Annotated in this window: 25 protein-coding genes; 10 read left to right on the top strand and 15 right to left on the bottom strand. The window is 67.8% G+C overall.

Features of this window, described 5'->3' with window-relative positions:
• The first annotated feature begins 33 nt into the window (after positions 1-33).
• Both epmB and AB4083_RS00450 read left to right on the top strand, forming a co-directional pair.
• The gene (gene epmB / locus AB4083_RS00455; RefSeq protein WP_441605783.1) at positions 34-1,044 is read left to right on the top strand and encodes an EF-P beta-lysylation protein EpmB; all 1,011 of its coding nucleotides are present in this window, start codon (positions 34-36) and stop codon (positions 1,042-1,044) included.
• A gap of 141 nt (positions 1,045-1,185) precedes the next feature.
• Positions 1,186-3,237, top strand: a complete 2,052-nt coding sequence (locus tag AB4083_RS00450) for an EAL domain-containing response regulator (protein ID WP_441606455.1) — start codon at positions 1,186-1,188, stop codon at positions 3,235-3,237.
• A 141-nt stretch (positions 3,238-3,378) separates the two neighbouring features.
• Here the strand turns inward: AB4083_RS00450 and rplS are convergent, their stop codons facing one another.
• From rplS to ffh, 5 genes are all read right to left on the bottom strand, one after another.
• Positions 3,379-3,765, bottom strand: coding sequence for a 50S ribosomal protein L19 (rplS, locus tag AB4083_RS00445; RefSeq protein WP_441605782.1), 387 nt, complete (start codon positions 3,763-3,765; stop codon positions 3,379-3,381).
• 31 nt (positions 3,766-3,796) lie between these two features.
• Positions 3,797-4,576, bottom strand: coding sequence for a tRNA (guanosine(37)-N1)-methyltransferase TrmD (gene trmD / locus AB4083_RS00440; protein ID WP_441605781.1), 780 nt, complete (start codon positions 4,574-4,576; stop codon positions 3,797-3,799).
• 33 nt (positions 4,577-4,609) lie between these two features.
• On the bottom strand, positions 4,610-5,125 hold the full coding sequence (gene rimM, locus AB4083_RS00435; protein WP_441605780.1) for a ribosome maturation factor RimM: 516 nt from the start codon (positions 5,123-5,125) through the stop codon (positions 4,610-4,612).
• Positions 5,126-5,127: 2 nt separating this feature from the next.
• Positions 5,128-5,382 (bottom strand): 30S ribosomal protein S16, encoded by a 255-nt coding sequence (gene rpsP / locus AB4083_RS00430; protein WP_441605779.1) that lies wholly within the window; start codon positions 5,380-5,382, stop codon positions 5,128-5,130.
• 152 nt (positions 5,383-5,534) lie between these two features.
• Positions 5,535-6,914 (bottom strand): signal recognition particle protein, encoded by a 1,380-nt coding sequence (ffh, locus tag AB4083_RS00425; RefSeq protein WP_441606454.1) that lies wholly within the window; start codon positions 6,912-6,914, stop codon positions 5,535-5,537.
• 94 nt (positions 6,915-7,008) lie between these two features.
• Between ffh and AB4083_RS00420 the strand changes: the two genes are divergently transcribed.
• Both AB4083_RS00420 and AB4083_RS00415 read left to right on the top strand, forming a co-directional pair.
• A complete protein-coding gene (locus AB4083_RS00420; protein ID WP_441605778.1) occupies positions 7,009-7,806 on the top strand; it encodes a cytochrome C assembly family protein in 798 nt (265 codons plus the stop codon).
• Between the two features lie 105 nt (positions 7,807-7,911).
• Positions 7,912-8,520: a glutathione S-transferase family protein gene (locus tag AB4083_RS00415; RefSeq protein WP_441605777.1), complete on the top strand. Its 609-nt coding sequence runs from the start codon at positions 7,912-7,914 to the stop codon at positions 8,518-8,520.
• A 4-nt stretch (positions 8,521-8,524) separates the two neighbouring features.
• On the opposite strand, the gene AB4083_RS00410 is transcribed toward AB4083_RS00415, so the two are convergent.
• The 5 genes from AB4083_RS00410 to gstA form a co-directional block, all read right to left on the bottom strand.
• Positions 8,525-10,213 (bottom strand): enoyl-CoA hydratase-related protein, encoded by a 1,689-nt coding sequence (locus AB4083_RS00410; protein WP_441605776.1) that lies wholly within the window; start codon positions 10,211-10,213, stop codon positions 8,525-8,527.
• A gap of 178 nt (positions 10,214-10,391) precedes the next feature.
• Positions 10,392-11,774 carry a DNA repair protein RadA gene (gene radA / locus AB4083_RS00405; RefSeq protein WP_441605775.1) on the bottom strand — a complete coding sequence of 461 codons (1,383 nt, stop codon included), beginning with the start codon at positions 11,772-11,774 and terminating at the stop codon, positions 10,392-10,394.
• Between the two features lie 76 nt (positions 11,775-11,850).
• A complete protein-coding gene (gene alr / locus AB4083_RS00400; RefSeq protein ID WP_441605774.1) occupies positions 11,851-12,939 on the bottom strand; it encodes an alanine racemase in 1,089 nt (362 codons plus the stop codon).
• A gap of 297 nt (positions 12,940-13,236) precedes the next feature.
• A complete protein-coding gene (locus AB4083_RS00395; protein ID WP_441605773.1) occupies positions 13,237-13,569 on the bottom strand; it encodes a DMT family transporter in 333 nt (110 codons plus the stop codon).
• Positions 13,566-14,180 (bottom strand): glutathione transferase GstA, encoded by a 615-nt coding sequence (gene gstA / locus AB4083_RS00390; protein WP_441605772.1) that lies wholly within the window; start codon positions 14,178-14,180, stop codon positions 13,566-13,568. The genes AB4083_RS00395 and gstA overlap by 4 nt, the downstream gene beginning before the upstream one ends.
• 82 nt (positions 14,181-14,262) lie before the next feature.
• Here gstA and AB4083_RS00385 point away from each other — a divergent pair, with 82 nt between their 5' ends.
• On the top strand, positions 14,263-15,141 hold the full coding sequence (locus AB4083_RS00385) for a LysR family transcriptional regulator (RefSeq protein ID WP_441605771.1): 879 nt from the start codon (positions 14,263-14,265) through the stop codon (positions 15,139-15,141).
• 48 nt (positions 15,142-15,189) lie between these two features.
• On the opposite strand, the gene AB4083_RS00380 is transcribed toward AB4083_RS00385, so the two are convergent.
• The 5 genes from AB4083_RS00380 to AB4083_RS00360 all read right to left on the bottom strand — a co-directional run bounded on the left by AB4083_RS00380 (position 15,190) and on the right by AB4083_RS00360 (position 18,510).
• Positions 15,190-16,584: a replicative DNA helicase gene (locus AB4083_RS00380; protein WP_441605770.1), complete on the bottom strand. Its 1,395-nt coding sequence runs from the start codon at positions 16,582-16,584 to the stop codon at positions 15,190-15,192.
• Between the two features lie 208 nt (positions 16,585-16,792).
• Complete coding sequence (gene rplI, locus AB4083_RS00375) at positions 16,793-17,242, bottom strand: 50S ribosomal protein L9 (protein ID WP_441605769.1); 450 nt, start codon at positions 17,240-17,242, stop codon at positions 16,793-16,795.
• Between the two features lie 100 nt (positions 17,243-17,342).
• Positions 17,343-17,573, bottom strand: coding sequence for a 30S ribosomal protein S18 (rpsR, locus tag AB4083_RS00370; protein ID WP_131150740.1), 231 nt, complete (start codon positions 17,571-17,573; stop codon positions 17,343-17,345).
• 14 nt (positions 17,574-17,587) lie between these two features.
• Positions 17,588-18,025, bottom strand: coding sequence for a 30S ribosomal protein S6 (rpsF, locus tag AB4083_RS00365; protein WP_441605768.1), 438 nt, complete (start codon positions 18,023-18,025; stop codon positions 17,588-17,590).
• Positions 18,026-18,183: 158 nt separating this feature from the next.
• Complete coding sequence (locus tag AB4083_RS00360) at positions 18,184-18,510, bottom strand: HesB/IscA family protein (RefSeq protein ID WP_441605767.1); 327 nt, start codon at positions 18,508-18,510, stop codon at positions 18,184-18,186.
• A gap of 178 nt (positions 18,511-18,688) precedes the next feature.
• Here AB4083_RS00360 and asnS point away from each other — a divergent pair, with 178 nt between their 5' ends.
• From asnS to AB4083_RS00335, 5 genes are all read left to right on the top strand, one after another.
• Positions 18,689-20,089, top strand: a complete 1,401-nt coding sequence (asnS, locus tag AB4083_RS00355) for an asparagine--tRNA ligase (RefSeq protein ID WP_441605766.1) — start codon at positions 18,689-18,691, stop codon at positions 20,087-20,089.
• Between the two features lie 8 nt (positions 20,090-20,097).
• On the top strand, positions 20,098-20,976 hold the full coding sequence (locus AB4083_RS00350) for a hypothetical protein (protein ID WP_441605765.1): 879 nt from the start codon (positions 20,098-20,100) through the stop codon (positions 20,974-20,976).
• Between the two features lie 42 nt (positions 20,977-21,018).
• A complete protein-coding gene (locus tag AB4083_RS00345; protein ID WP_441605764.1) occupies positions 21,019-21,333 on the top strand; it encodes a hypothetical protein in 315 nt (104 codons plus the stop codon).
• 64 nt (positions 21,334-21,397) lie between these two features.
• A complete protein-coding gene (locus tag AB4083_RS00340) occupies positions 21,398-22,189 on the top strand; it encodes an SDR family oxidoreductase (protein ID WP_441605763.1) in 792 nt (263 codons plus the stop codon).
• Positions 22,190-22,244: 55 nt separating this feature from the next.
• Complete coding sequence (locus AB4083_RS00335) at positions 22,245-23,696, top strand: aldehyde dehydrogenase (protein ID WP_441606453.1); 1,452 nt, start codon at positions 22,245-22,247, stop codon at positions 23,694-23,696.
• The last annotated feature ends 8 nt before the right edge of the window (positions 23,697-23,704 follow it).

The raw sequence follows: 23,704 nt of genomic DNA, 5'->3' as shown, positions 1-23,704 counted from the left end.
CGTCCGGGCTCGAGGCCCGATCCAAGGCCCGCCATGATAACCGCAAGCCCCGCCGCCCGCCTATTGCCGCCCGCTGCCGACTGGCGCGAGCTGTGGCGCGCGGCTATCACCGATGCCAGCGAATTGCTGCGGACGGTCGGCCTGGAACACCTGGCCGGGCGCCTGCCGCCCGGCGATGCCGGGTTTGCCCTGCGCGTCCCGCGCGGCTTCGCGGCGCGCATGCGGCCCGGCGATGCCAACGACCCGCTGCTGCTGCAGGTGCTGCCGCAGCTGGCCGAGCTGGAGCAGGCGCCCGGCTATCTGGCCGACCCGGTGGGCGACCTGGCCGCGCGCGAGGCGCCGGGCCTGCTGCACAAGTACGAAGGGCGTGCCCTGCTGATCGCCAGCGGCAGCTGCGCGGTGAACTGCCGCTACTGCTTCCGCCGCCACTTTCCCTACGGCGAGGAGATGGCCGCGGCCGGGCAGTGGCGCAAGGCGCTGGAGCATCTGCGCCAGGACCCGTCGATCACGGAGCTGATCCTGTCCGGCGGCGATCCGCTGTCCCTGGCGACGCCCAAGCTGGAAGAACTCAGCCGCGGCCTGGCCGCCATCCCGCAGGTCACGCGCCTGCGCATCCACACCCGCCTGCCGGTGGTGCTGCCGGAGCGCATCGACGAGGCCTTCCTGGCCTGGTTCGCCGCATTGCCGCTGCAGAAAGTGGTGGTGCTGCACGCCAACCACGCCAACGAATTCGATGCCGCCGTGGATGCCGCCTGCCGCCGCCTGCGCGAGGCGGGCGCCACGGTGCTCAATCAGTCGGTGCTGCTAAAGCAGATCAATGACGATGCCGATACGCTGGTGAAGCTGTCGGAGCGCCTGTTCGCCGCGGAGGTCCTGCCCTACTACCTGCACCAGCTGGACCGCGTGCAGGGCGCGGCGCACTTCGAGGTGGACGACGTGCGCGCGCTGGCGCTGGTCGAGGCGATGCGCCGCCGGCTGCCAGGGTACCTGGTGCCGAAGCTGGTGCGCGAGGTCGGCGGAGATGCTTCCAAGCGACCCGTCTGAAACTCAGTGCGCCGCGTCACTCCTAGGACTTTTTCGCTGGCGGATGTCATACGAATCCGTTAAAACCAAGCGCTGCCGGCCGGCGCCATGCCGGCCAGCCCCATCGACAGCTCGGGCGCCCATGGACCGTACAACGTGCCAATGAAGACAGACCTGGTCATCAAGATTCTTTTCATCGAGAAATCGGTCGAAGACGCGGAACAGATCGTCAGCCTGCTGCGCAACAACGGCATCGCCGTGCGCCCGGCCCGCGCCACCAACGCCGAGCAGGTGCAGGCGGCGCTGGAGGAACTGGGGCCCGACGTGGTGCTCTACGATCCGTCCATCGGCACGGTCGCGCTGGCCGACCTGCTGCACCAGCTCGACGCCAACGGGCGCGATCTCTCGGTGATCGCGGTGGTGCCGCAGGTGGACAACACCATCGTGTCGGACTTCTTCGTCAACGGCGTGCGCGCGATCGCGCTGCGGCCGCAGCCCAAGCAGCTGCTGGCGGTGGTGCAGCGCGAGTTCGAGTCGCTCAATACGCGCCGCCAGGTGCGTCGCCTGGAAACCGCGCTGCGCGAATCCGAGCGCCGCTGCGACGCACTGCTGGACTCCTCCACCGACGCCATCGCCTACGTGCACGAAGGCATGCACGTACGCGCCAACCAGGCCTATCTGGACACCTTCGGCTACGCCGAATTCGACGACCTGCTCGGCCTGCCCGTGCTGGACATGATCGGCTCGAACCATGCCGAGGATTTCAAGGCCACGCTGAAGAGCCTCTCGCGCGGCGAGAAGCCGTCGTCGCCGATGGAGCTGCAGGCGCGCCGCGCCGATGCCAGCAGCTTCAAGGCCATGGTCGAATTCGCGCATGCCACCTTCGAGAGCGAACCCTGCGTGCAGATCGTGTTCCGCCGCCAGCAGGTGGACCCGTCGGTGCTCGAACAGCTGCAGCGCGATCAGGTCACCGGGCTGTTCAACCGCGCACGCATGCTCGAATGCGTCGACCAGGCGGTGGCCGCGGCCACCGAAGGCACCAAGGGCCAATCGCTGCTGCTGATCGAGCCGGACAACTGGCAGGCGATCGTGTCCGGCATCGGCCTGGGCAAGGCGGACGAGCTGCTGGCGGCGTTCGCCGCCCGCATCAACGCCTTGCTCGGCCTGGAGGACACCGCCGGCGTGCTCGCCGAGCACACCATCGGCGTGATCCTGCATTCGCGCAACGACGACGGCATCAAGGAATGGATCGCCAGCCTGCAGCAGGCGGTGGCCAGCGAGATCTTCGACGTCGGCTCGCGCTCGCTCACCGTCACCACCAGCATCGGCGGCAGCCTGCTGGGCGAGAAGAACGCCAATACCGAATTGCTGCTGGAGCAGGCCGGGCAGTCGCTGCGCAATGCGCAGAGCCTGGGCGGCAGCCGCTACGACCTGCACGACCCGGCGGCGCGCGAGAAGGCCGACGCCGAGCGCGAGCGCTACTGGCTGGGCCAGCTCAAGCAGGCGATGAGCCAGGACGAATTCGTGCTGTACCACCAGCACATCATCAGCCTGCAGGATGCCGAGGGCGAGTTCTCCGAGATCCTGCTGCGCCTCAACGGCCCGCAGGGCGAGGTGCTGCCCGGCTTCTTCATGCCGATCGCCGAGAAGTACAACCTCACCCCCGCGATCGACCGCTGGGTGCTGAACCAGGCGATCCAGGCGCTGAGCTCACGCGAGCGGCTGGCTTCGCCGACCACCTTCTTCGTCAAGCTCACCGCCGGTTCGCTGCATGACGATCAGTTGATTCCGTGGCTGTCCGCGCGCCTGAAGCAGGCCAGCCTGAAGCACGGCAAGATCGTGCTGGAGATGACCGAGAGCAAGGTGGTCACCTCGATGCGTCCCGCGCAGGTGTTCGTGCGGGCGTGGAAGCAGCTGGGCGGCCAGTTCGCGCTGGAGCAGTTCGGCTCGGGCCTCAACTCGTTCCAGCTGCTCAACCATATCGACGCGGACTACGTGAAGATCGACCGCAGCTACATGGCCAACCTGCCGCAGCAGCCGGACAGCCAGAAGAAGGTGGCCGAGCTGTGCCGCCAGGCGCGCGAGATCAACCGCCTGACCATCGCCGAATGGGTGGAAGACGCGGCCAGCACCTCGCTGCTGTTCGCCTGCGGCGTGGACTTCGTGCAGGGCAACTTCCTGCAGGAGCCGCAGCGGCTGGCGATCACGCCGTAAGCGGAATGGCCGGCGCCCGCTGCTTGCGGGCGCCGCCGGTATCGAACCGGCAGCAGGATTCAGGCATGAAAAAACCCGCGGATGCCAGGCATCCGCGGGTTTTTCGTCATGCGCTTTCGTGCAGCGGAAGCGGCGGCCGGATTACTTGGCGGCAGCGGCGGCAGCCTTCGCCTTGGCGGCGGCGGCGACGTCTTCCTTGATGCGGGCAGCCTTGCCTTCCAGGCCGCGCAGGTAATACAGCTTCGCGCCGCGGACCTTGCCCTTGCGCTTCACCTGCACTGACTCGATGGCCGCGCTGTGCGACTGGAACACGCGCTCCACGCCGGTGCCGTGCGAGATCTTGCGCACGGTGAAGGCGGAGTTCAGGCCACGGCTGCGCTTGGCGATGACCACGCCTTCGAAAGCCTGCACGCGCTCGCGATTGCCTTCCTTCACCTTGACGTTGACGACCACGGTGTCACCAGGGCCGAACTCCGGCAGCTGGCGGGTGATCTGCTCGGCTTCGAACTGTTCGATGATCTTGTTCATGGCAACACCTATCTGATTTCAATGGCTGCGGTTACTGCTCGGCCGCATCGTTAGCTTGCCGCGTGAGCTCATGTCGAGCGTGTTCGCGACGGAATTCTTCCAACAACGCCCGGGATTCTTTATCCAGCGCGCGTTGTACCAGGAGATCTGGACGCCGCAGCCAGGTCCGTCCCAGGGCCTGCTTCAGGCGCCAGCGGCGGATCGCCGCGTGGTCGCCGGACAACAGTACCTCCGGCACGTCACCCAGTGCGTGGCGCACCGGTTTCGCGTAGTGCGGGCAATCCAGCAATCCGTCCGAGAACGAATCCTGCTGCGCCGACTGCGCGTCGTTGAGCGCCCCATCCTGCAAGCGGCCGACGGCATCGATGATCACCGCCGCGCCCAGCTCGCCACCTGACAGCACATAATCGCCGATAGAGAGCTCTTCGTCGACCTCGTGCGCCAGCAGACGCTCATCCACACCTTCGTAACGTCCGCAGAGCAGGGCGATCCGCGGCAGCTTCGCCAGCGCTTCCACCCTGCCTTGCGTCAGCCGCGCACCTTGCGGGCTGAGGTAAATCACGTGCACCGGCTCCGGTGCGGCCTCGCGCAGGGCCTGGAGGGCCGCGCGCAGAGGATCGATCAGCATCACCATCCCGGGTCCGCCGCCACAGGTGCGGCCGTCCACGGTGCGGTAATTATCGGTGGCGTAGTCGCGCGGGTTCCAGGTTTCCACCTGGAGCAGCTCGCGCTGCTGGGCGCGCCCGACGACACCGACGGCGGCGCACTGGCGCACGAAGTCGGGAAACAGCGTGACGACGTCGAAGCGCATGACCCTCAAACTCCAGCTGCGGCGCAACCGCCGTCAGAATTCAGGATCCCAGTCCACCACCATGCGTCCGCCGGACAGGTCCACCGAACGCACATAAGAGCCCTGGATGAAGGGAATCAGCCGCTCGCGCTCGCCGTCCCTCACTACCACGACGTCATTGGCCCCGGTGGCGAACAGGTGAGCCACCCGTCCCAGGACCACGTTCTCCGTGGTGACGACCTCGAGACCCTCGAGATCGACCCAGTAATACTCGTCCTTGCCGGGAGGTGGCAGCTGCTCGCGGGGGACGTAGATGTCCTGCCCGATGAGCGCTGTCGCCGCGTCGCGGTCGTCGATGCCGGGAAAATAGGCCACCAGGCCCTTGCCCTGCGGACGTCCTTTGACACCCTGCAGTTCCTTTACCTCGCCCGGCGCCGTGAGGAGCAGCCAGGGCTGGTAGCGGAAGATCTGGATGCGGGGCTCGGTCCAGGATTCGATCTTGAGCCAGCCCTGCACTCCGTACAGCCCGACGATGCGTCCCACCAGGACGCGCCGGCCGGCTGCGGTCACGCTCAGGCAGCCTGCAGCTTGCCGGCTTCCTTCACCAGGGCGGCGACCTTGTCGCTCAGCTGGGCGCCCTTGGACACCCATTCCTGGATGCGCACGACGTTCAGCTCAAGGCGCTTGTCCTTGCCCGCGGCAACCGGGTTGTAGAAGCCCACGTTCTCGATGTTGCGGCCGTCACGCGCGCTGCGCGAGTCGGTAACGATGACGTGGTAGAACGGACGGCCCTTGGCGCCGCCGCGCGAAAGACGAATCTTGACCATAAGTAAAAGCTCCAGAGGTGCCGGTCGCACCGGCAGCACGCCCGAGCACGGGCGCGGTAAACGCGGCATTTTAGGGAAGGAATGTAAAAAAGGGAATAGGCAGCGTTAAAAGCGGGCGAAAAACGGCCCGCTACCCCGCTGCCGGACGATCTTCAGCGCATCGGCGGCAGGCCACCCATGCCGCCCATGCCCTTCATGGCGCCGCGCATCTGGCGCAGCAGGCCCTTCGAGCCGCCCTTGGAGAGCTTGGACATCATCTTCTCCATCTGCATGTACTGCTTGAGCAGGCGGTTGACGTCGGCCGGCTGGGTGCCCGAGCCGCGCGCCACGCGGGCACGGCGCGAACCGTTCAGCAGATCGGGGTGGCGACGCTCTTTCTTGGTCATCGAATTGATGATGGCCACCATGCGCTTCATCTCGCCGTCGTTGACCTTGGACTTCACGTTGTCCGGCAGGTTGGCTACGCCGGGCAGCTTGTCCATCAGGCCAGCCAGGCCGCCCATGTTGGACATCTGCTCGAGCTGGTCGCGCATGTCGTTGAGATCGAAGCGCTTGCCCTTGATGACCTTCTCGGCCAGCTTCTGGGCTTTCTCGTGGTCGACCTTGCGCTCGACTTCCTCCACCAGCGACAGCACGTCGCCCATGCCGAGGATGCGCTGGGCCACGCGGTCCGGATGGAACGGCTCCAGCGCGTCGGTCTTCTCGCCGGCGCCGAGGAACTTGATCGGGCGGCCGGTGACGTAGCGCACCGACAGCGCGGCGCCGCCACGGGCGTCGCCATCAGTCTTGGTCAGCACCACGCCGGTCAGCGGCAGTGCCTCGGCGAAGGCCTTGGCGGTGTTGGCCGCGTCCTGGCCGGTCATCGAGTCGACCACGAACAGGGTTTCGACCGGAGTGATCGCGGCGTGCAGCGCCTTGATCTCGGCCATCATGGCCTCGTCCACGTGCAGGCGGCCGGCGGTGTCGACCAGCAGCACGTCGACCACTTCGCGGCGCGCCGCGGCGATCGCGTTCTTCGCGATGTCGACCGGGTTCTGGCCGGCCTCGGACGGGAAGAACTTCACCCCGACCTGCTCGGCCAGCGTGCGCAGCTGCTCGATGGCGGCCGGACGGTACACGTCGCAGCTCACCACCATCACCTTCTTTTTCTTGCGCTCGGTCAGGAAGCGCGCCAGCTTGGCCACCGTGGTGGTCTTGCCCGCGCCCTGCAGGCCGGCCATCAGCACCACCGCCGGCGGCTGCTGCGCCAGGTTCAGTTCGGTGTTGACGGTGCCCATCACCGCGGTCAGCTCGTCGCTGACCACCTTCACCAGGGCCTGGCCGGGGCTGAGGCTCTTGAGCACGTCCTGGCCGACCGCGCGCACCTTCACGCGCTCGATCAGCGCCTGCACCACCGGCAGGGCCACGTCGGCCTCCAGCAGGGCGATGCGCACTTCGCGCAGGGCCTCGCGGATGTTCTCCTCGGTCAGGCGGCCGCGGCCGCGCAGGCGGTTGACGGTGGCGGACAGGCGTTGGCTGAGCGACTCGAACATGGCGGAGTACGGCAGGGGGAAAGTGGACAAGTATAGCGGAGTGCGCCTGGGCCGCATTCACCTGTCCCGGGACCGTATGCGACACTCGTCGGTCATGGCTATCCAACTGCTCTCCGTGCTCGCCATCGTGCTCTACCTCGCCGCTGCCGGCGGGCTCGCCCGGCCGCTGCTGGGCGGCGGGCAGCCGCTGAACAAATCGGCGCTGGGCCTGGGCGGGGCGGCCGTGCTGATCCACGCGGGCATCCTGCTCGGCGTGCATCGCGGCGCGCTGGACCTGCACTTCTTCGCGGCGCTGTCGCTGGTGGCCTGCGTGGTGTCCGCGCTCACCCTGATGGTCAACCTGACCCGGCCGGTCGCCGCGCTGGGCGTGATCGTGTTCCCGCTCAGCGCCCTGCTGCTGGCGGCGGACAGCTTCATGGCCCCCGCCACCCTGCCGCTGGCGATGGGCTGGCAGATCAAGCTGCACGTGACGGTGGCCCTGCTCGCCTTCAGCGTGCTGTCGATCGCCGCGGTGCTGGCGATCCTGCTGGCGGTGCAGGAACGCGCGCTGCGCCATCGCCACTTCGGCCCCTGGCTGCGCGCGCTGCCGCCGCTGACCTTGACCGAGTCGCTGCTGTTCCGCCTGATCGGCGCCGGCTTCGTGCTGCTCACCTTCACCTTGCTGACCGGCGCGCTGTTCGTCGGCGACCTGTTCGGCCAGCACCTGATCCACAAGACGGTGTTGTCGATCATCGCCTGGCTGGTGTTCGGCGCCTTGTTGTTCGGGCGCTGGCGCTACGGCTGGCGCGGCCGCCGCGCGGTGAACCTCACCCTGGTCGGCATGGGTGTGCTGCTGCTGGCCTTCTTCGGCACCAAGGCGGTGCTGGAACTGATCCTGCATCGCACGGCCTGAGGCGAACTCCAACCTGACCAACTCCATACACCTCGCGGTGTTGGGGTTCGCCGCCGGCTCACCCCAACCTACGCCCCATGTTTTGCCTGCATCAGGAGAAAGCCCATGAAGCTGATCGGCATGCTCGACTCTCCCTTCGTCCGCCGCGCGGCGATCACCTTGCATTTGAAAGGCCTGCCGTTCGAGCACCTGTCGCTGTCGGTGTTCCGCAACTTCGACGAGTTCCAGTCGATCAACCCGCTGGTGAAGGCGCCGACGCTGATCGGCGACGAAGGCTGGCAGCTGGTCGATTCCTCGCTGATCATCGATTGGGCCGAAAGCGCGGGCAGCGGCCCCAGCCTGATGCCGGGCGACCCCGCCGAACGCCTGCGCGCGCTGCGCCTCACGGGCCTCGCCCTGATCGCCGCCGAGAAGAGCGTGCAGATCGTCTACGAAGGCAAGCGCAGCGAGGATCACCGCGACGCCGGCTGGCTGGCGCGCGTGCAAGGCCAGCTCAAGGCGGCCTACACGGGATTGGAGCGCGAAGCCCGCGGCCGCGACGGCTGGCTGGTGAACAGCACGCTCACCCAGGCCGACATCACCATCGCGGTGGCCTGGCGTTTCACCCAGCTGATGCAGCCGGAACTGGTGGCGCCGCAGGACTACCCTGCCCTCGCCGCGCATTCGGCGCGGGCCGAACTGCTGCCGGCGTTTCTCGCGCTGCCGCCGGCCTGACCCGCTAGGCGCGTTCGGCCGCAGCGGCGTCCGTCGCCATCTCCTGCTTGCGCACGAAGGCGCGGCGCGCCAGGTGATAGGCCGGATCGGCGCCGAAGAAATTGCGCCGCATCTCGGCCAGCTCCTCTTCCGCATAACGCTCCAGCGGCTTGCGTCGCTCGTCGTCCTCGCGGCGCGCCGCCTTGCGCGCGAGTTCGTCGCGCCAATGCCGCGCCTCGTTGCCGGGCGCCAGGATGGCTTCCATCGCGCCGGGCAGTTCGCTCGCCGGCAGCACGCCGTCGACCAGCCCGATACGCCGGGCGCGCGCGGTGCCCAGCGGCTGCAGCGATTCGGTGAGCAGGCGTGCGGCCGTTTCGCCGACGCGGCGCGGCAGCAGGTAGGTCCAGTACTCCGAACCGTACAAACCGCCCATGCCCTTGTAGTGCGGATTGAGCACGATGCCTTCGCGGGCATAGACCAGGTCCGCGGCGAGCGCGAGGATCACGCCGCCCGCGCCGGCGTTGCCGCGCAGCAGCGCCACCGTGCGCTTGTCGTGGGTGAGCACGATCTCGCGCACCAGCGCATTCATCGCCAGGATATTGCGCCAGGATTCGTCCGCCGGATCATGCGCCGCCTCGATCGCATTGAGATCGATGCCGTTCGACCAGAAATCCTCGCCGCCACACAGCACCACGCTGCGGGTGGGCCGCGAACGCGCATGGCGATACGCGGCGAGCAGCCGCTCCAGCAGCTCGGTGCCCAGCGCGCCGTTGAGCATGTCGAAATGCAGATAGCCGTTATGCCCGCGCTCCCGATAGCGGATCGGCTGCCAGGTGGACGCGGAGGGACGCGCCTCCGGCGCCAGCCGCAGTTCCGGCACGCCGTCGAGGCGCTCGGATAGCGCCATGGTCGCGGGCAGCTTCACGTCGTAGCGCGGATCGTCCAGCGACAGGCCGTGCCTGCGCCGCACGTGGCTGATCCACAGCGCGCCATCGGCACATGCCACGCAGAGCGCGTCGTCGCGCCGGCCCAGGAGCTGCCCCGGCTTGCCGCGCAACTTCGCTTCCAGCTGCGCGCCGAACAACCGGACCTTCACCCCGGCCAGCGTCGCCTGCAGGCCCGGCGCGCTGTCGGCGGAGCGGATATGGCGCAGCAGCTGTTCCGCCGGTGCATCCCAGCCGAGCTGGCGATCGGACTGGCGGCAAGGCGGACGTTCGCGGCCCCGCGTTTCGATGCGTTCGCCGAACGGCGGGCGCTGGCCGCGCTGGCAGCGCTCCAGCGCTTCGCGGATCGCGGCCATCGCCGCGTCGGTGGTTTCGCGGCGGTAGATCGCGCTCTTGCTGGCGGCGCGCAGCGGGAACTCGCGATGCGCCCAGACCGGGCCGCCATCCATCTCGTCGCGCGCCTCCAGCACGGTGACGCCCCACTGCAGCGCGCCTTCGAGCAGCGCCCAGTCCAGCGCCGAAGGTCCGCGGTCGCCGGGGATACCGGGATGCACGATCAGGCAGGTGCAGCGCTGCCACACGCTGGCGGGAATCGCCGACTTCAGCATCGGCGCCAGGATCAGGTCGGGCCGGAAGCGCTGCGCCGCGGCTTCCATCTGCGCGCCACTGGCGACTTCGGCGATATCGAGATGATGCCCCAGCTCTTCCAGTTCGACTTGCGCGCGCTGGGACAGTCCATTGTGCTTGGTGGACAGGAACAGGATCCGCATAGCCCCCTCTCCTTGGAAGTGCGTTCCTCGCACTTGAGTGAGCGATGCTGACAGCGCGCGATGGCGGCTTAAGTTGATGCAACGCACAGCTTCAAAAAAAAGAAAATGAAGAAAGATGTGCGAACTTTTTTCACGTCATATCGACGCACGCCATGATCGATGCGCCGATATCCAGCGCTCAACGGCAGGCGTCGATCGCCTGCGCAAGACGCTCCACGCCGACCACTTCCATCTCGCCCACCTTGCCCTTCTTCGGCGCATTCGCCTTCGGCACGATCGCGCGCTGGAAGCCATGATGCGCGGCTTCTTTCAGGCGCTCCTCGCCATTGGGCACGGGACGGATCTCGCCCGACAGGCCGACCTCGCCGAAGGTAATCGTCTTCTCCGGCAAGGGCCGGTCGCGCAGGCTCGACAGCACCGCCAGCAGCACCGGCAGGTCCGCCGCGGTTTCCTGCACGCGGATGCCGCCGACCACATTGACGAAGACATCCTGGTCGTATGCCGCCACGCCGCCGTGGCGATGCAGCACCGCCAGCAGCATGGCAAGGCGGTTCTGCTCCAGGCCCAGCGCGACGCGGCGCGGATTGCCCAGCGAGGACTGGTCCACCAGCGCCTGCACTTCCACCAGCAGCGGCCGCGTGCCTTCGCGCGTGACCATCACCGCGCTGCCCGAGGTGGGCCCGCTGTGTGCGGACAGGAAGATCGCGGAAGGATTGGGCACTTCGCGCAGGCCCTTCTCGGACATCGCGAACACGCCCAGTTCGTTCACCGCGCCGAAGCGGTTCTTGAACGCGCGCAGCACGCGGAAGCGGCTGCCGGATTCGCCTTCGAAGTACAGCACCGCATCGACCATGTGTTCGAGCACGCGCGGGCCGGCGATGCCGCCCTCCTTGGTCACGTGGCCGACCAGGAACACCGAGGTGCCGGTCTCCTTGGCGAAGCGGGTGAGCTTGGCGGCGGATTCGCGCACCTGGCTGACCGAGCCGGGCGCCGCGGTGAGCAGTTCGGTCCAGATGGTCTGGATCGAATCGATCACCAGCACGCGCGGACGCGTCGCCACGGCCTGCTCGAGAATGCGCTCGATGCAGGTCTCGGCCAGCGCATGCAGCGGGCCCAGCGGCAGATCCAGGCGCTGCGCGCGCGCCGCCACCTGGCCCAGCGATTCCTCGCCGGTGACATAGACGCTGGCGAGCTGCTCGCCGAGCTTGCCCAGCATCTGCAGCAGCAGGGTGGATTTGCCGATGCCCGGATCGCCGCCGATCAGCACCACCGAACCGTCCACCAGGCCGCCGCCGAGCACGCGGTCCAGCTCGCCGATACCGGTGTGCGTGCGCATCTCGGCGGTGAGCGCGACCGAGGTCAGTGGCGTCACTTTCGGCGCGCCGGCGGCGGCGCCGGCATAGCCCGAGCTGCGCGCGGCGCCGGCCGACTTCACCGCCGCCGGCTGCACCACGAATTCGCTCAGCGTGTTCCAGGCACCGCATTCGATGCACTGTCCCTGCCACTTGGAATGTTCCGCCCCGCAATCGGCGCAGACATAGGCGGTCTTGGCCTTGGCCATGGCATCCAAACCCCGAAAAATGAAAGGCGAGCTTAGCCCGCCTTGATCGCAAACCGCGAGACGGCGGACGCCTCGCTCAGCTATCGTCCTCGACGAACAGCACGCGTCGGGTCATGCCGCAGGTGAGGTCGTAGGAGATGGTGCCGGCCTGGGCGGCGATCTGTTCCACCGGCAATTCGGCGCCCCACAAGGTGACGCGGTCGCCCACCCTGGCCTGCGGCGCTTCGCGCAGGTCCAGCGTGATCAGGTCCATCGAGACCCGCCCGACCAGCGGCACGCGCCGGTCGCCGACCAGCACCGGCGTGCCGCTGGCGGCGCTGCGCGGATAGCCGTCGCCGTAGCCGACCGCGGCCACGCCGACCGGCATGTCTTCCGGGCAGGTCCAGGTGCCGTTGTAGCCGATGCGTTCGCCGCGGCGGATCCAATTCACCGCGATCAGCCGCGTGGTCAGCGTCATCGCCGGACGGAAGCCGAGATCCGCCCCGCTCTTGCCCGGCACCACCGACAAGCCATACAGCAGGCCGCCGGTGCGCACCCAGTCGCCATGCGCTTCCGGCCAGCCGAGCACGCCGGCGGAATTGGACAATGCGCGTGGCCCGTCCAAGCCTTGCACGGCTTCGTTGAAGCGGCGGATCTGTGCGCGTGTCTGGTCGCCTTCGAATGCCTCGGACTCGGAGAAATGCGTGAGCAGGCCTACTTCGGGATCGATCGCAGGCATCGCCGACAGGCGCGCATGAATCTCGGCCGCGCGTTCCGGCGCAAAGCCCAGGCGATGCATGCCGGTATCGACCTTCAGCCACACGCGCAGCGGGCCGCGCGCGGGCGAGGCTTCGTCGAGCCAGGCCAGTTGCGACTCGTGATGGATCGCGGCATCCAGCTGCAGGCGCTGCATCTCCGCGATATCGCTGGCGCGGTCCGGACCGGACAACACCACGATGCGCTGCCGGTGCCCCGCCGCGCGCAGCCGCAGCCCGTCACCCTGCGCCGCCACCGCGAAGGCATCCGCGGCGCCATCCAGCGCGCGCGCCACGCGTTCCAGGCCATGCCCGTAGGCGTCGGCCTTGACCACCGCCATGACCTTGGCCGGCGCAGCCATCGCCTTGATGCGGGCGAGGTTGTGACGCAGAGCGCCGAGGTGGATGGTGGCGACGGTGGTACGGCTCATGATTCCTTGGTGCCGCGCGGGTGGCAGCGGCTGTATGGCGGCGGGCGTGATCGCGGAAAAGCTTAGCAGGCCGGGTCTGCGGCGGCCGGGGCTGGCGCGGGGAAATTCGCGGGCACACTCAGTGTCCGATGGAAGCCCTTCTCCCTCCGGGAGCGCGCGGGGAGGGCACAGGGATGTGCCCGGCTTTGAGGAGCGAGGAAGGTGGCGGCAGCCGGATGAGGGTACGGCCCGAGTGCAACGCTCCACTCCGCCCGCACCCTCACCCCAACCCCTCTCCCGACGGGAGAGGGGCTTTTCTCAAGCATGCGACGCCGCATGCAACACGATCACCCCACCCACGATCAGCACGATGCCCGCCACCCGCCCTGGCGTCAGCGCCTCGCCGAAGCACAGCGCCCCGAGCAGCGCCGTACCCGCCGCGCCCAGGCCGGTCCACACCGCATAGGCGCTGCCCACCGGCAAGACCGCCAGCGCCCGCCCCAGCAGCCACACGAACGCCGCCAGCGCCACCAGCGACAAGGCCGTCCAGCCCGGGCGCGTATAGCCCTGGGCGAACTTCATCGACAGCGCCCACAGCACGTCGAGCGCGCCGGCACAGAGCAGCATCAGCCACGCGCTCGAGGGCTTCATCGCAGCTTCTCGGCCTGCTGCGCGGCCAGCACGCTTGGCCTGGCGCCGATCCGTTCCAGCCAGGCCTGCAGTTGCGGGAACGCGTCCAATGGCAGCTTGCACGGCTTGGCCCAGCTCACGATGGCGAACAGATAGGCATCGGCCACGGTGAAGGCCGGGCCAAGCAGAAAGCCGCGCCCGTCGAGCTGATGCTCGACCAGCTCCAGCCGCTTGGCGATGCGCGCCCTGGCCACTTCGGCGGCCTGCTCGCCGTACTCCGGATGGAACAGCCACGGACTGAACATCTTGTGCAGCTCCGAGCTGATGTAGACCAGCCAGCGCATCGATTCATAGCGCTGCAGCGGGGTGGCCGCGGGCAGCAAGCCGCGTTCCGGCTGCAGGTCGGCCAGGTATTGCAGGATCGCCACGCCTTCGCTGAGCAGGCTGCCGTCGTCCAGTTGCAGCAGCGGCACGTAGCCGTTGGGGTTGAGCCTGCGGTAATCGGCCTGGGCCGAGGCGATCACTGGCGGGGCGCCGAGGCGCACGCGCTCCAGCTCGACCTCGAGCCCGAGTTCGCGCAACACGATATGCGGGGCCAGGGAGCAGGTACCGGGGGTGAAGTAGAGTTTCATGCGAGCCTCCTGTGGGGAGGCGGCAGCATCCCGCCATGGGCCCGCCGGCACCATTTGTCGCCGGCACAAGGAAAGCTTGCGCATGAAGTCAGGCGATTGGTCACTCGACGATCTGGCGCTGGTGCGCGCCATCGCCGCGCACGGCAGCCTGGCCGGCGCGGCGCGCGAACTGGGCGTGGATCATTCCAACGCGTTCCGCCGGCTCGGCGCACTGGAAGCGCGCACCGGCGTCACGCTGTTCCGGCGCAGCCGCCGCGGCTACGAGGCGACCGAAGCGGGCGAGCTGGCCGCGGCCGCCGCCGAGCGCGTGCTGGCCGAGACCGCGCTGCTGTCGCGCGAACTGCAGGGACGCGACCAGCGCGTGCAGGGACTGCTGCGCGTCACCGCGCCGGACACGCTGGTGCGCCACGTGGTGGCACTGTGCGGCGCGTTCGAAGCGCAGCATCCGTCGGTGCGCTTCGAATTGGTGATCAACAACGCCTTCCTTACCCTGCAGAAACGCGATGCCGATGTGGCGCTGCGCCCGGCGCGCAGCTCGCCGGCGGGGCTTGCCGTGCGCAAGCTGGCGCCGATCGCTACCGCGGTCTATCAGGCCAAAGGAAAGCGCGGACAGGCGAATGCCGGGCGCTGGATCGGCCTGGGCGGTGCGCTCGCCCATCTCGACGCCGCGCAATGGCTGCACACCCACGTCGAACCCGCGCAGATCGCCCTGGTGGTCGACACCCTGCCCGCCGCGCTCGCCGCCTGCGAAGCCGGCATGGGCCGCGCCCTGCTGCCCTGCTTCTACGCCGAGGCTTCGCCACATCTGCGCCGCCTCGGTCCGCCGTTGGCGGAAGTGCAGTCGCAGCTATGGTTCGTCACCCATCCGGATCTGCGCCGCGCGACCCGCGTGCGGCTGTTCCGCGATTTCACCCTGGCCTGGGTGCAGCAGCACGCGGCGGAGTTCTGGCCAGCGGACTGACTTGCCTGGCCACACCCGCTTCGTCACCCAGCGAGAAACTTGCCGTGTTTACTCGAACGCCCCGACGAACGAATCCGGCGCGTAATTCATGAACTTGGTGTAGTGGCCGAGGAAGGTCAGCTTCACCGTATCGGTCGGACCGTTACGCTGCTTGCCGATGATGATTTCGGCCAGGCCCTTATCCGCGGACTCCTTGTTGTAGTAGTCGTCGCGGTAAATGAACATGATCACGTCGGCGTCCTGCTCGATAGCGCCGGACTCGCGCAGGTCGGACATCATCGGACGCTTGTCGGCACGCTGCTCCAGCGAGCGGTTGAGCTGTGACAGGGCGATCACCGGGCAGTTGAGTTCCTTCGCCAGGCCTTTCAGCGAGCGCGAGATCTCGGAGATCTCGGTGGCGCGGTTTTCCTTGTTGCCGGGCACCTGCATCAGCTGCAGGTAGTCGATCACGATCAGGCCCAGGCCGCCGTGCTCGCGATGCAGGCGGCGCGAGCGCGAGCGCAGTTCCACCGGCGACAGGCCGGGGGTGTCGTCGATAAAGATCTTGGCCTCGGACAGCAGCGCGATCGCATTGGTGACGCGCGGCCAGTCCTCTTCGGCCAGATCGCCGTTGCGCAGATGCTGCGCATGGATGCGGCCGACCGAGGAAATCATGCGGAAGGCCAGCTGCGAGGCCGACATTTCCATGGAGAAGATCGCCACCGCCTTCTTGGCGCCCAGCGCGGCGGCCTCGGCGATGTTCACCGAGAACGCAGTCTTGCCCATCGAGGGACGCGCCGCGACGATGATCAGGTCCGACGGCTGCAGGCCGGAGGTGAGTTCGTCCAGGTCGGTGAAGCCGGTGGAGATGCCGGTGAGCTGGCCGCGGTTTTCGTAGCGCTCGGACAGGATGCGGAAGGCGTCCTTCACCGCCTCGCGCATCGACACGGTGTCCTTCTTGCCGCGCGCGCCGGACTCGGCGATCTTGAACACGCGCTGCTCGGCGCTTTCCAGCACCTCCTGCACGCTGCGGCCTTCGGGGCGGTAGCCGTCCTCGGTGGTTTCGGTGCCCGCATCGATCAGCTGCCGCAGGATCGACTTCTCGCGCACGATGTCCGCATAGGCGGCGATATTGGCGGCGCTGGGCGTGGAGTTCGCCAGTTCGACCAGATAAGTGGCGCCGCCGACCAGCTCGGCCAGGCCGTTGGCCTCGAACCAGTCGCCCAGGGTCACCGCGTCGCAGGGCATGCCCTTGTTGGCCAGCTCGGTGATGGCGCGCCAGATCAGGCGGTGATCCTTGCGGTAGAAATCCTGCTCGCTCAGGCGGTCGGCCACCTTGTCCAGCGAATCGGGGGACAGCATCAGGCCGCCCAGCACCGCCTGCTCGGCCTCGATGGAATGCGGCGGCACGCGCAGCGCCTCGATGGCGGAGTTGCCGTGCTTGCGATCGGGGGCAAAGGGCATCGAGTCTCCTCGCGAGTTGCCGGGCGAATCCGACCAACGCGGATCGTCGCCATCAGAGGATACGCGGCGTTTTCTCATGCGACGAGACCATAACTCTGTGGATAAGCTGTGGGTACCGGTGGATAACCATCCCCGGCGAGGAGTCTTCACCCCCAAAACAAACGGGCGCCCTGGGGCGCCCGTCTGATCAGCAAGGCTGAGGACCGGCTTACTTCTCGCCGATCACCGTCACCTTGACGGTCGACTGCACGTCGGCGTGCAGCGCGACGACCACTTCGAACTCACCCGTCACGCGGATCGGGCCTTCGCCCTGGATCACTTCGTTCTTGTTGATGTCGTGGCCGGCGGCCTGCAGGGCGTCGGCGATCTCGCGCGGACCGACCGAACCGTACAGCTTGCCTTCCGGGCTGGCATTGGCGGCGATGGTCACCGCAACGTCGACCAGCTTGGCCTGGCGCGTGGTGGCGTCGGACATCTGCTTGTTGGCCTTCGCTTCGTACTCGGCGCGGCGCTTCTCGAAGCTTTCGAGGTTGGCGGCGGTGGCCCGTGCGGCCTTGCCCTGCGGCAGCAGGTAGTTACGGCCGTAGCCCGGCTTCACCTTGACCTTGTCGCCCAGGTTGCCGAGGCCGCGGACTTTCTCGAGGAGGATCAGATCCATGGTTTATTCCTTTTCGTTAGCACCGGTGTGGCCCGGCGCAGCCGTGGACGGTTGTCCGAAGAGTTGAGGAGGCGCCCGGCGCGAGGCCGGGCGCGATCCATCAGACGTCGTGGTTGTCGGTGTACGGCAGCAGCGCCAGGAAGCGCGCGCGCTTGACCGCAGTGGCCAGCTGGCGCTGGTAGCGCGCCTTGGTGCCGGTGATGCGGCTCGGCACGATCTTGCCGTTCTCGGTGATGTACTGGCGCAGCGTGTTGAGATCCTTGTAATCGATCTCCTTCACGTTTTCGGCCGTGAAGCGGCAGAACTTGCGGCGGCGGAAGAACTTGGACATGGCTGTGCTCCTGATCAGTCGTCGCTGTCGCGGTCGTTGTCGTTGCGGCTGCCGCGACGGTCGTCGCTGCCTTCGCTGTCGCTGTCGTCATCGCGGCGGCGCGAGGACTTGGCGTCATCCTTTTCCTTGGACTTCAGGATGAAGGACGGCTCGGTATCGGCGATGTCGCGCTTGATCACCAGGTGGCGCAGCACGGCGTCGTTGAAGCGGAAGCCCGACTCCAGCTCGTTCAGCGCGGCCTGGCCGACTTCGATGTTGAGCATGACGTAGTGAGCCTTGGCCAGGTTCACGATCGGGTAGGCCAGCTGGCGGCGGCCCCAGTCTTCCAGGCGATGGATCTTGCCACCGTCGGTCTCGATCAGCGCCTTGTAGCGCTCGACCATGGCCGGGACCTGCTCGCTCTGGTCCGGATGGACCAGGAACACAACTTCGTAATGACGCAGAGTCGTCATTGGTAGGTAACTCCTTGCGGATGCGGCCCTTTCGGGGCCTGGCAGCCTCCCGCTGGATGCGGTGAGGCAAGGGCCTGCCCGGACCTTTTTCGTCTGGACAGAAGCGGAATTATAAACGGGCGTGCGGGTTTACCGCAAGCGGCAGGCCCGGCCGGGCCTCAGGAGATGGTGAAACTCTCGCCGCAGCCGCACTCGCCGGTGGCGTTGGGGTTGTGGAACACGAAGGCCGCGTTGAGGCCCTGGCGCTGGAAGTCGATCACCGTGCCGTCCACCAGGGGCAGGCTCTTGGCGTCGACGATCAGGCGCACGCCGTCCAGTTCCAGGGTCTGGTCCTCGGGCGAGACGCTGTCGGCCAGGTCCACCACGTAGGCGAAGCCCGAGCAGCCGGTGCGCTTCACGCCGAAGCGGACGCCGGCGGCGCCCGGCGTGGTGGCCAGGAAGTGGCGCATGCGTTCGTTGGCGGCGGGAGTGATGCTGATGGTCATGGCGGGAACTGATGGCACGAAATGGGGATCGGAACGTCGCGGTCCGGTCGAAGCCTACATTATGATCGAGGTTTGCCCCCGGCCGCTGCGATGCGGCGGGGCGCTCCAGCGCGCTTTGCAGCCCGATTTTCTTCAATTACATGTGCCAGATGCGGCACCCCAGCAGGAGTTTCAATCCATGACGGTGGTCAGTGTCAAACAGGCCCTCTCCGGCAAGCTCGAGGCCGGCAGCAAGGTGACGGTCCGGGGCTGGGTGCGTACCCGGCGCGATTCCAAGGCCGGCCTGTCCTTCGTCAATCTCACGGACGGCTCCTGCTTCGCCCCGATCCAGGCCGTGGTGCCAGCCACCCTGGCCAACTACGAAACCGAGGTGAAGCACCTCACCGCCGGCGCCGGCCTGATCGTCAGCGGCACCCTGGTGCCCTCGCAGGGCCAGGGCCAGAGCTTCGAGCTGCAGGCCGACAGCGTCGAGGTCACCGGCCTGGTCGACGACCCGGAAACCTATCCGATCCAGCCCAAGCAGCACTCCATGGAATTCCTGCGCGAGGTGGCCCACCTGCGCCCGCGCACCAACCTGTTCGGCGCGGTCACCCGCGTCCGCCACACGATGATGACGGCGATCCACCGCCACCTCACCGAGCAGGGCTTCTTCTGGATCAACACCCCGATCATCACCACCTCCGACGCCGAAGGCGCCGGCGACATGTTCCGCCTGTCCACCCTGGACCTGGCCAACCTGCCGCGCCTGCCGGACGGCAAGATCGACTTCCGCAAGGACTTCTTCGGACGCGAGGCCTTCCTCACCGTGTCCGGCCAGCTCAACGTCGAGGCGTACGCGCTGGCGATGAGCAAGGTCTACACCTTCGGCCCGACCTTCCGCGCCGAGAACTCCAACACCCCGCGCCACCTGGCCGAGTTCTGGATGGTGGAGCCGGAAATCGCCTTCGCCGACCTCACCGCCAATGCCGATTGCGCCGAAATCTTCCTCAAGGCCATCTTCAAGGCGGTGCTGGACGAGCGCGCGGACGACATGGCGTTCTTCGCCGAGCGCGTGCTGCCGGAAGCGGTGACCCGCCTGGAGCACTTCATCGCCCAGCCGTTCGAGCGGATCGACTACACCGAGGCGGTGGAGATCCTGAAGAACTGCGGCCAGAAGTTCGAGTTCCCGGTCGCCTGGGGCATCGACCTGCAGACCGAGCACGAACGCTACCTGGCCGAGAAGCACGTCGGCCGCCCGGTGGTGGTGATGAACTATCCGGAGCAGATCAAGGCCTTCTACATGCGCCTGAACGACGACGGGAAGACCGTCGCCGCGATGGACGTGCTGGCCCCCGGCATCGGCGAGATCATCGGCGGCAGCCAGCGCGAGGAGCGCCTGGACTACCTCGACCGCCGCATGGCCAAGTTCGGTCTCGATACCGCCACCTACGGCTGGTACCGTGATCTGCGCCGCTACGGCACGGTGCCGCACGCGGGCTTCGGGCTGGGCTTCGAGCGCCTGCTGGTTTACGTTTGCGGCCTCGCCAATATCCGCGACGCCATCCCCTACCCTCGTGCCGCCGGCACGGCCGAGTTCTGATCTCGAAGATGCCTTCACGCCGACTGCTCCTCGTCCCGCTGTTCGCCGTGGCCGTGCTGGCCCTCGGCGCCTGCCACCAGGTCAAGAAGCTGGTGCCGCCGAACTTCCGCTCGCCGGAGGACAGCAGCACGGCGCTGGACCAGGCCAAGGCCACGCTGCAGCAGGCCACGCCCTGCTGCAGCAGCTACGCGGACTTCTCGTTCCAGAACCTGCTGCCGTGGGAACCCAAGCGCTTCGAGCTGGGCCCGGGCAGCCTGGTCGCCAGCATCAATGGCGAGCGCAGCTATTTCCTCAGCTTCCGCCTGCCGCCGGACAGCAAGCTGCCGTACCGCATTGCGATCAAGGCGGAATTGAACGGCCGCTGGCTGCGCGCCAGCTATCTGTTCGGCCCCACCGTGACGCTGCTGGACGAAGCCTTCCAGCCGGTCAGCAGCGAAGACATCCCGCTGTGCGAGCACATGGGCTGGACCAGCGAGACCACCGGCGCGTTCGGCAGCGTCAAGGTCACCAGCAAGCAGGCGCGCTACCTGGTGCTGTACAGCTCGGCCAAGCAGCAGGCCGACAGCACCTATTGGGAACAGTCGCCCGCGGCGTTCTCCGCCGAGGCACCGGTGAAGATGGCCACCGCCGGCAGCTTCCGCATTCCGCACGGACCGGACGGCTCGGTGTGGGTCGGCCTGATGAACAGCACCTTCGCCGACGCGGTGGACAGCTCGATCTGCGGCAAGGCGCCGAAGGGCGACGGCGTGCTCAACACGCTGCGCACCGCGCTGCCGGTGCCGCTGTGGCCCGGCGCGGATCCGGCGGCCAAGCCCGGCACGGTGAACACCCCGGCGGCCGATACTCCGGCCAGGCCCGACGACGGCAACCAGGCCAAGCCGGACTGATCGTCCGCGCCCACGCTTACGCATACACCCGGAATCACCCGCATGCTCACGTTCTATCTCTCGCTCCTGTTCGCCGGCGTGGTGTTCTTCCTGCTGCATTTCTTCGCGCAGGTGCGCATCGTCAGCCTGCTGCGCACGCGCCATCCGGCGCAGTGGAAGATCATCGCCGAGACCGAAACCGGCCGCACCGGCCTGCTCGGCGTGTGGATGCGCCTGCAGCTGGCGCTGCGCTCGCCGATCCTGCCGGCGCTGGAAGACGTTGCCATCACCCGCTGGCGACGGGTGTGGCGCTATTGTCCGTGGGGTGCATGGCTGTGCTGGTTCGCAGCGCTGGGCCTGCAATGGATGGCGCACTGATTCACTGATCCTGATTCACCGATCCTGATTCACCGATATCCGCTGATACCTGGAGAGTGTCGTCATGCAGCTGGATCTGAGCGGGCGTCACGCCCTGGTCTGCGGTGCCTCGCAAGGCATCGGCCGCGCCGCCGCGATCGAACTGGCTGCCCTCGGCGCCAACGTCACCTTGCTGGCGCGCTCCACCGAGAAGCTCAAGGCACTCGCCGAAGCCCTGCCGCGCGTGCATGCGCAGCAGCAGCACCGCTGGCAATCGGCGGACATGCTCGATACCGCCAAGCTGTTCACCGCCGCCACCGACGCGGTCGCCACCGAGCCGGTGCAGATCCTGATCAACAACACCGGCGGCCCGCCCGGCGGCAGCGCGCATACCGCCGAAAGCGCGGCGTTCGAAGCGGCGTTCCGCCAGCACGTGCTGGCCGGACAGGCGCTGGTGCAGTCGGTGTTGCCCGGCATGCGCAGCAGCGGCTACGGCCGCATCGTCAATGTGATTTCCACCTCGGTGAAAGAACCGATTCCGGGGCTCGGCGTGTCCAACACCATCCGCGCCGCCGTCGCTGCCTGGGCCAAGACCCTGGCCGGCGAACTGGCCGGCGAAGGCATCACGGTCAACAACGTGCTGCCGGGCTACACCCGCACCGCGCGCCTCGACGGCCTGCTGGAAACGCAGAGCGCCAGCAGCGGCCGCAGCCGCGAGGAACTGGAGCGCGGCATGCTCGCCAGCGTGCCCGCCGGCCGCTTCGGTGAAGCGGAAGAAGTCGCCTCGGTGATCGCCTTCCTGTGCACGCCGGCCGCGGCCTACGTCAATGGCGTGAGCATCGCGGTGGACGGCGGCCGCACGCGCGCCCTGTCCTGAAGCCATACCTCGGCGTCCGGTGCATTCGCGCGCCCCAGGGATTAAGCTTGTGCGGATGCCCAGCCTGCGCCTCGCCAACCTGATCGACGGTCGCCTGCAGGCGCCGCGCCAGGATCGTTGGCTCGATGTGTTCGAGCCGGCCACTGGCGAGGTTTTCGCGCATTGTCCCGATTCCTCCGCTGACGACGTCGATGCCGCCGTCGTCGCCGCACGCGCAGCTGCGCCGGCCTGGGCAGCCACCTCGACCGAACAGCGCGCGCAGCTGCTGCAGCGCCTTTCCGATCTGATCGAAGCACGCCTGGACGAATTCGCCGCGCTCGAATCGCGCGACAGCGGCAAGCCGCTGAGCCTGGCGCGCAGCCTCGACATCCCGCGCGCGGTAAGCAACCTGCGCTACTTCGCCGCGGCGATCGTGCCGTGGAGCAGCGAGTCGCATGCGATGGAGCTGGGCGCGATCAACTACACGCTGCGCCAGCCGCTCGGCGTGGTCGGCTGCATCAGTCCGTGGAACCTGCCGCTGTACCTGTTCACCTGGAAGATCGCGCCCGCGCTGGCCGCGGGCAACACGGTGGTGGCCAAGCCGTCCGAGATCACGCCATGCACGGCCGCGCTGCTGGGCGAGCTGAGCATCGAAGCCGGCTTTCCGCCCGGCGTGCTGAACATCGTGCAGGGCCGCGGCCCGAGCGTGGGCCAGGCGCTGGTCGAGCATGCCGAGGTAAAGGCGGTGTCGTTCACCGGCAGCACGCGCACCGGCGCGCAGATCGCCGCAGCCGCGGCGCCGCGCTTCAAGAAACTGTCGCTGGAACTGGGCGGCAAGAATCCGGCGATCGTGTTCGCCGATGCGGAGCTGAGCGAGGCCAACCTCGACACCATCGTGCGCTCGGGCTTCGCCAACCAGGGCGAGATCTGCCTGTGCGGTTCGCGCCTGCTGGTACAGCGCTCGATCTATGCGGCTTTCCGCGAACGCTATCTCGCCAAGGTGCGTGCGCTGCGCGTGGGCGATCCGCGCGAGGCGTCCAGCGACCTGGGCGCGCTGGTCTCGCGCGAACATTTCGAGAAGGTACTGGATTGCATCGCGCAGGCCCGCGCCGAAGGCGGCGAGGTGCTGTGCGGCGGCGATGCGCTCGCCCTGCCCGGTCCGCTGGCCGGTGGCTGGTATGTCGCGCCGACGGTGCTCGAAGGCCTCGCTCCCGCGGCCAGCACCAACCAGCAGGAAATCTTCGGCCCGGTGGTCAGCCTGATTCCGTTCGACGACGAGGACGAAGCGCTGGCGATCGCCAACGGCACCGGTTACGGCCTGGCTGCTTCGCTATGGACCAGCGACCTGTCGCGCGCGCATCGCTTCGGTGCGCGCCTGGACTTCGGCATCGTCTGGATCAACTGCTGGCTGCTGCGCGACCTGCGCACGCCGTTCGGCGGCAGCAAGCAATCCGGAGTCGGCCGCGAAGGCGGGGTCGAGGCGCTGCGCTTCTTCACCGAACCGAAGAACATCTGCATCCGTTACTAAAGAGGCCT

The organism is Dyella sp. 2RAB6 (assembly GCF_052115385.1).
Lineage (GTDB): Bacteria > Pseudomonadota > Gammaproteobacteria > Xanthomonadales > Rhodanobacteraceae > Dyella_D.
This window is presented reverse-complemented; position numbering and strand designations above follow the sequence as displayed.

What these genes read in the sequence shown, in the direction of transcription:
- AB4083_RS00415 (WP_441605777.1), top strand. Translation starts at nt 7,912, where the DNA reads ATGAAGCTGATCGGCATGCTCGACTCTCCCTTCGTCCGCCGCGCGGCG.
- rpsP (WP_441605779.1), bottom strand. Translation starts at nt 5,382, where the DNA reads ATGGTCAAGATTCGTCTTTCGCGCGGCGGCGCCAAGGGCCGTCCGTTC.
- AB4083_RS00420 (WP_441605778.1), top strand. Translation starts at nt 7,009, where the DNA reads ATGGCTATCCAACTGCTCTCCGTGCTCGCCATCGTGCTCTACCTCGCC.
- AB4083_RS00450 (WP_441606455.1), top strand. Translation starts at nt 1,186, where the DNA reads ATGAAGACAGACCTGGTCATCAAGATTCTTTTCATCGAGAAATCGGTC.
- rplI (WP_441605769.1), bottom strand. Translation starts at nt 17,242, where the DNA reads ATGGATCTGATCCTCCTCGAGAAAGTCCGCGGCCTCGGCAACCTGGGC.
- gstA (WP_441605772.1), bottom strand. Translation starts at nt 14,180, where the DNA reads ATGAAACTCTACTTCACCCCCGGTACCTGCTCCCTGGCCCCGCATATC.
- AB4083_RS00350 (WP_441605765.1), top strand. Translation starts at nt 20,098, where the DNA reads ATGCCTTCACGCCGACTGCTCCTCGTCCCGCTGTTCGCCGTGGCCGTG.
- AB4083_RS00340 (WP_441605763.1), top strand. Translation starts at nt 21,398, where the DNA reads ATGCAGCTGGATCTGAGCGGGCGTCACGCCCTGGTCTGCGGTGCCTCG.
- asnS (WP_441605766.1), top strand. Translation starts at nt 18,689, where the DNA reads ATGACGGTGGTCAGTGTCAAACAGGCCCTCTCCGGCAAGCTCGAGGCC.
- trmD (WP_441605781.1), bottom strand. Translation starts at nt 4,576, where the DNA reads ATGCGCTTCGACGTCGTCACGCTGTTTCCCGACTTCGTGCGCCAGTGC.
- AB4083_RS00395 (WP_441605773.1), bottom strand. Translation starts at nt 13,569, where the DNA reads ATGAAGCCCTCGAGCGCGTGGCTGATGCTGCTCTGTGCCGGCGCGCTC.
- AB4083_RS00335 (WP_441606453.1), top strand. Translation starts at nt 22,245, where the DNA reads ATGCCCAGCCTGCGCCTCGCCAACCTGATCGACGGTCGCCTGCAGGCG.
- AB4083_RS00385 (WP_441605771.1), top strand. Translation starts at nt 14,263, where the DNA reads ATGAAGTCAGGCGATTGGTCACTCGACGATCTGGCGCTGGTGCGCGCC.
- rpsF (WP_441605768.1), bottom strand. Translation starts at nt 18,025, where the DNA reads ATGACGACTCTGCGTCATTACGAAGTTGTGTTCCTGGTCCATCCGGAC.
- rplS (WP_441605782.1), bottom strand. Translation starts at nt 3,765, where the DNA reads ATGAACAAGATCATCGAACAGTTCGAAGCCGAGCAGATCACCCGCCAG.
- ffh (WP_441606454.1), bottom strand. Translation starts at nt 6,914, where the DNA reads ATGTTCGAGTCGCTCAGCCAACGCCTGTCCGCCACCGTCAACCGCCTG.
- AB4083_RS00345 (WP_441605764.1), top strand. Translation starts at nt 21,019, where the DNA reads ATGCTCACGTTCTATCTCTCGCTCCTGTTCGCCGGCGTGGTGTTCTTC.
- radA (WP_441605775.1), bottom strand. Translation starts at nt 11,774, where the DNA reads ATGGCCAAGGCCAAGACCGCCTATGTCTGCGCCGATTGCGGGGCGGAA.
- alr (WP_441605774.1), bottom strand. Translation starts at nt 12,939, where the DNA reads ATGAGCCGTACCACCGTCGCCACCATCCACCTCGGCGCTCTGCGTCAC.
- epmB (WP_441605783.1), top strand. Translation starts at nt 34, where the DNA reads ATGATAACCGCAAGCCCCGCCGCCCGCCTATTGCCGCCCGCTGCCGAC.
- AB4083_RS00360 (WP_441605767.1), bottom strand. Translation starts at nt 18,510, where the DNA reads ATGACCATCAGCATCACTCCCGCCGCCAACGAACGCATGCGCCACTTC.
- AB4083_RS00410 (WP_441605776.1), bottom strand. Translation starts at nt 10,213, where the DNA reads ATGCGGATCCTGTTCCTGTCCACCAAGCACAATGGACTGTCCCAGCGC.
- AB4083_RS00380 (WP_441605770.1), bottom strand. Translation starts at nt 16,584, where the DNA reads ATGCCCTTTGCCCCCGATCGCAAGCACGGCAACTCCGCCATCGAGGCG.
- rpsR (WP_131150740.1), bottom strand. Translation starts at nt 17,573, where the DNA reads ATGTCCAAGTTCTTCCGCCGCCGCAAGTTCTGCCGCTTCACGGCCGAA.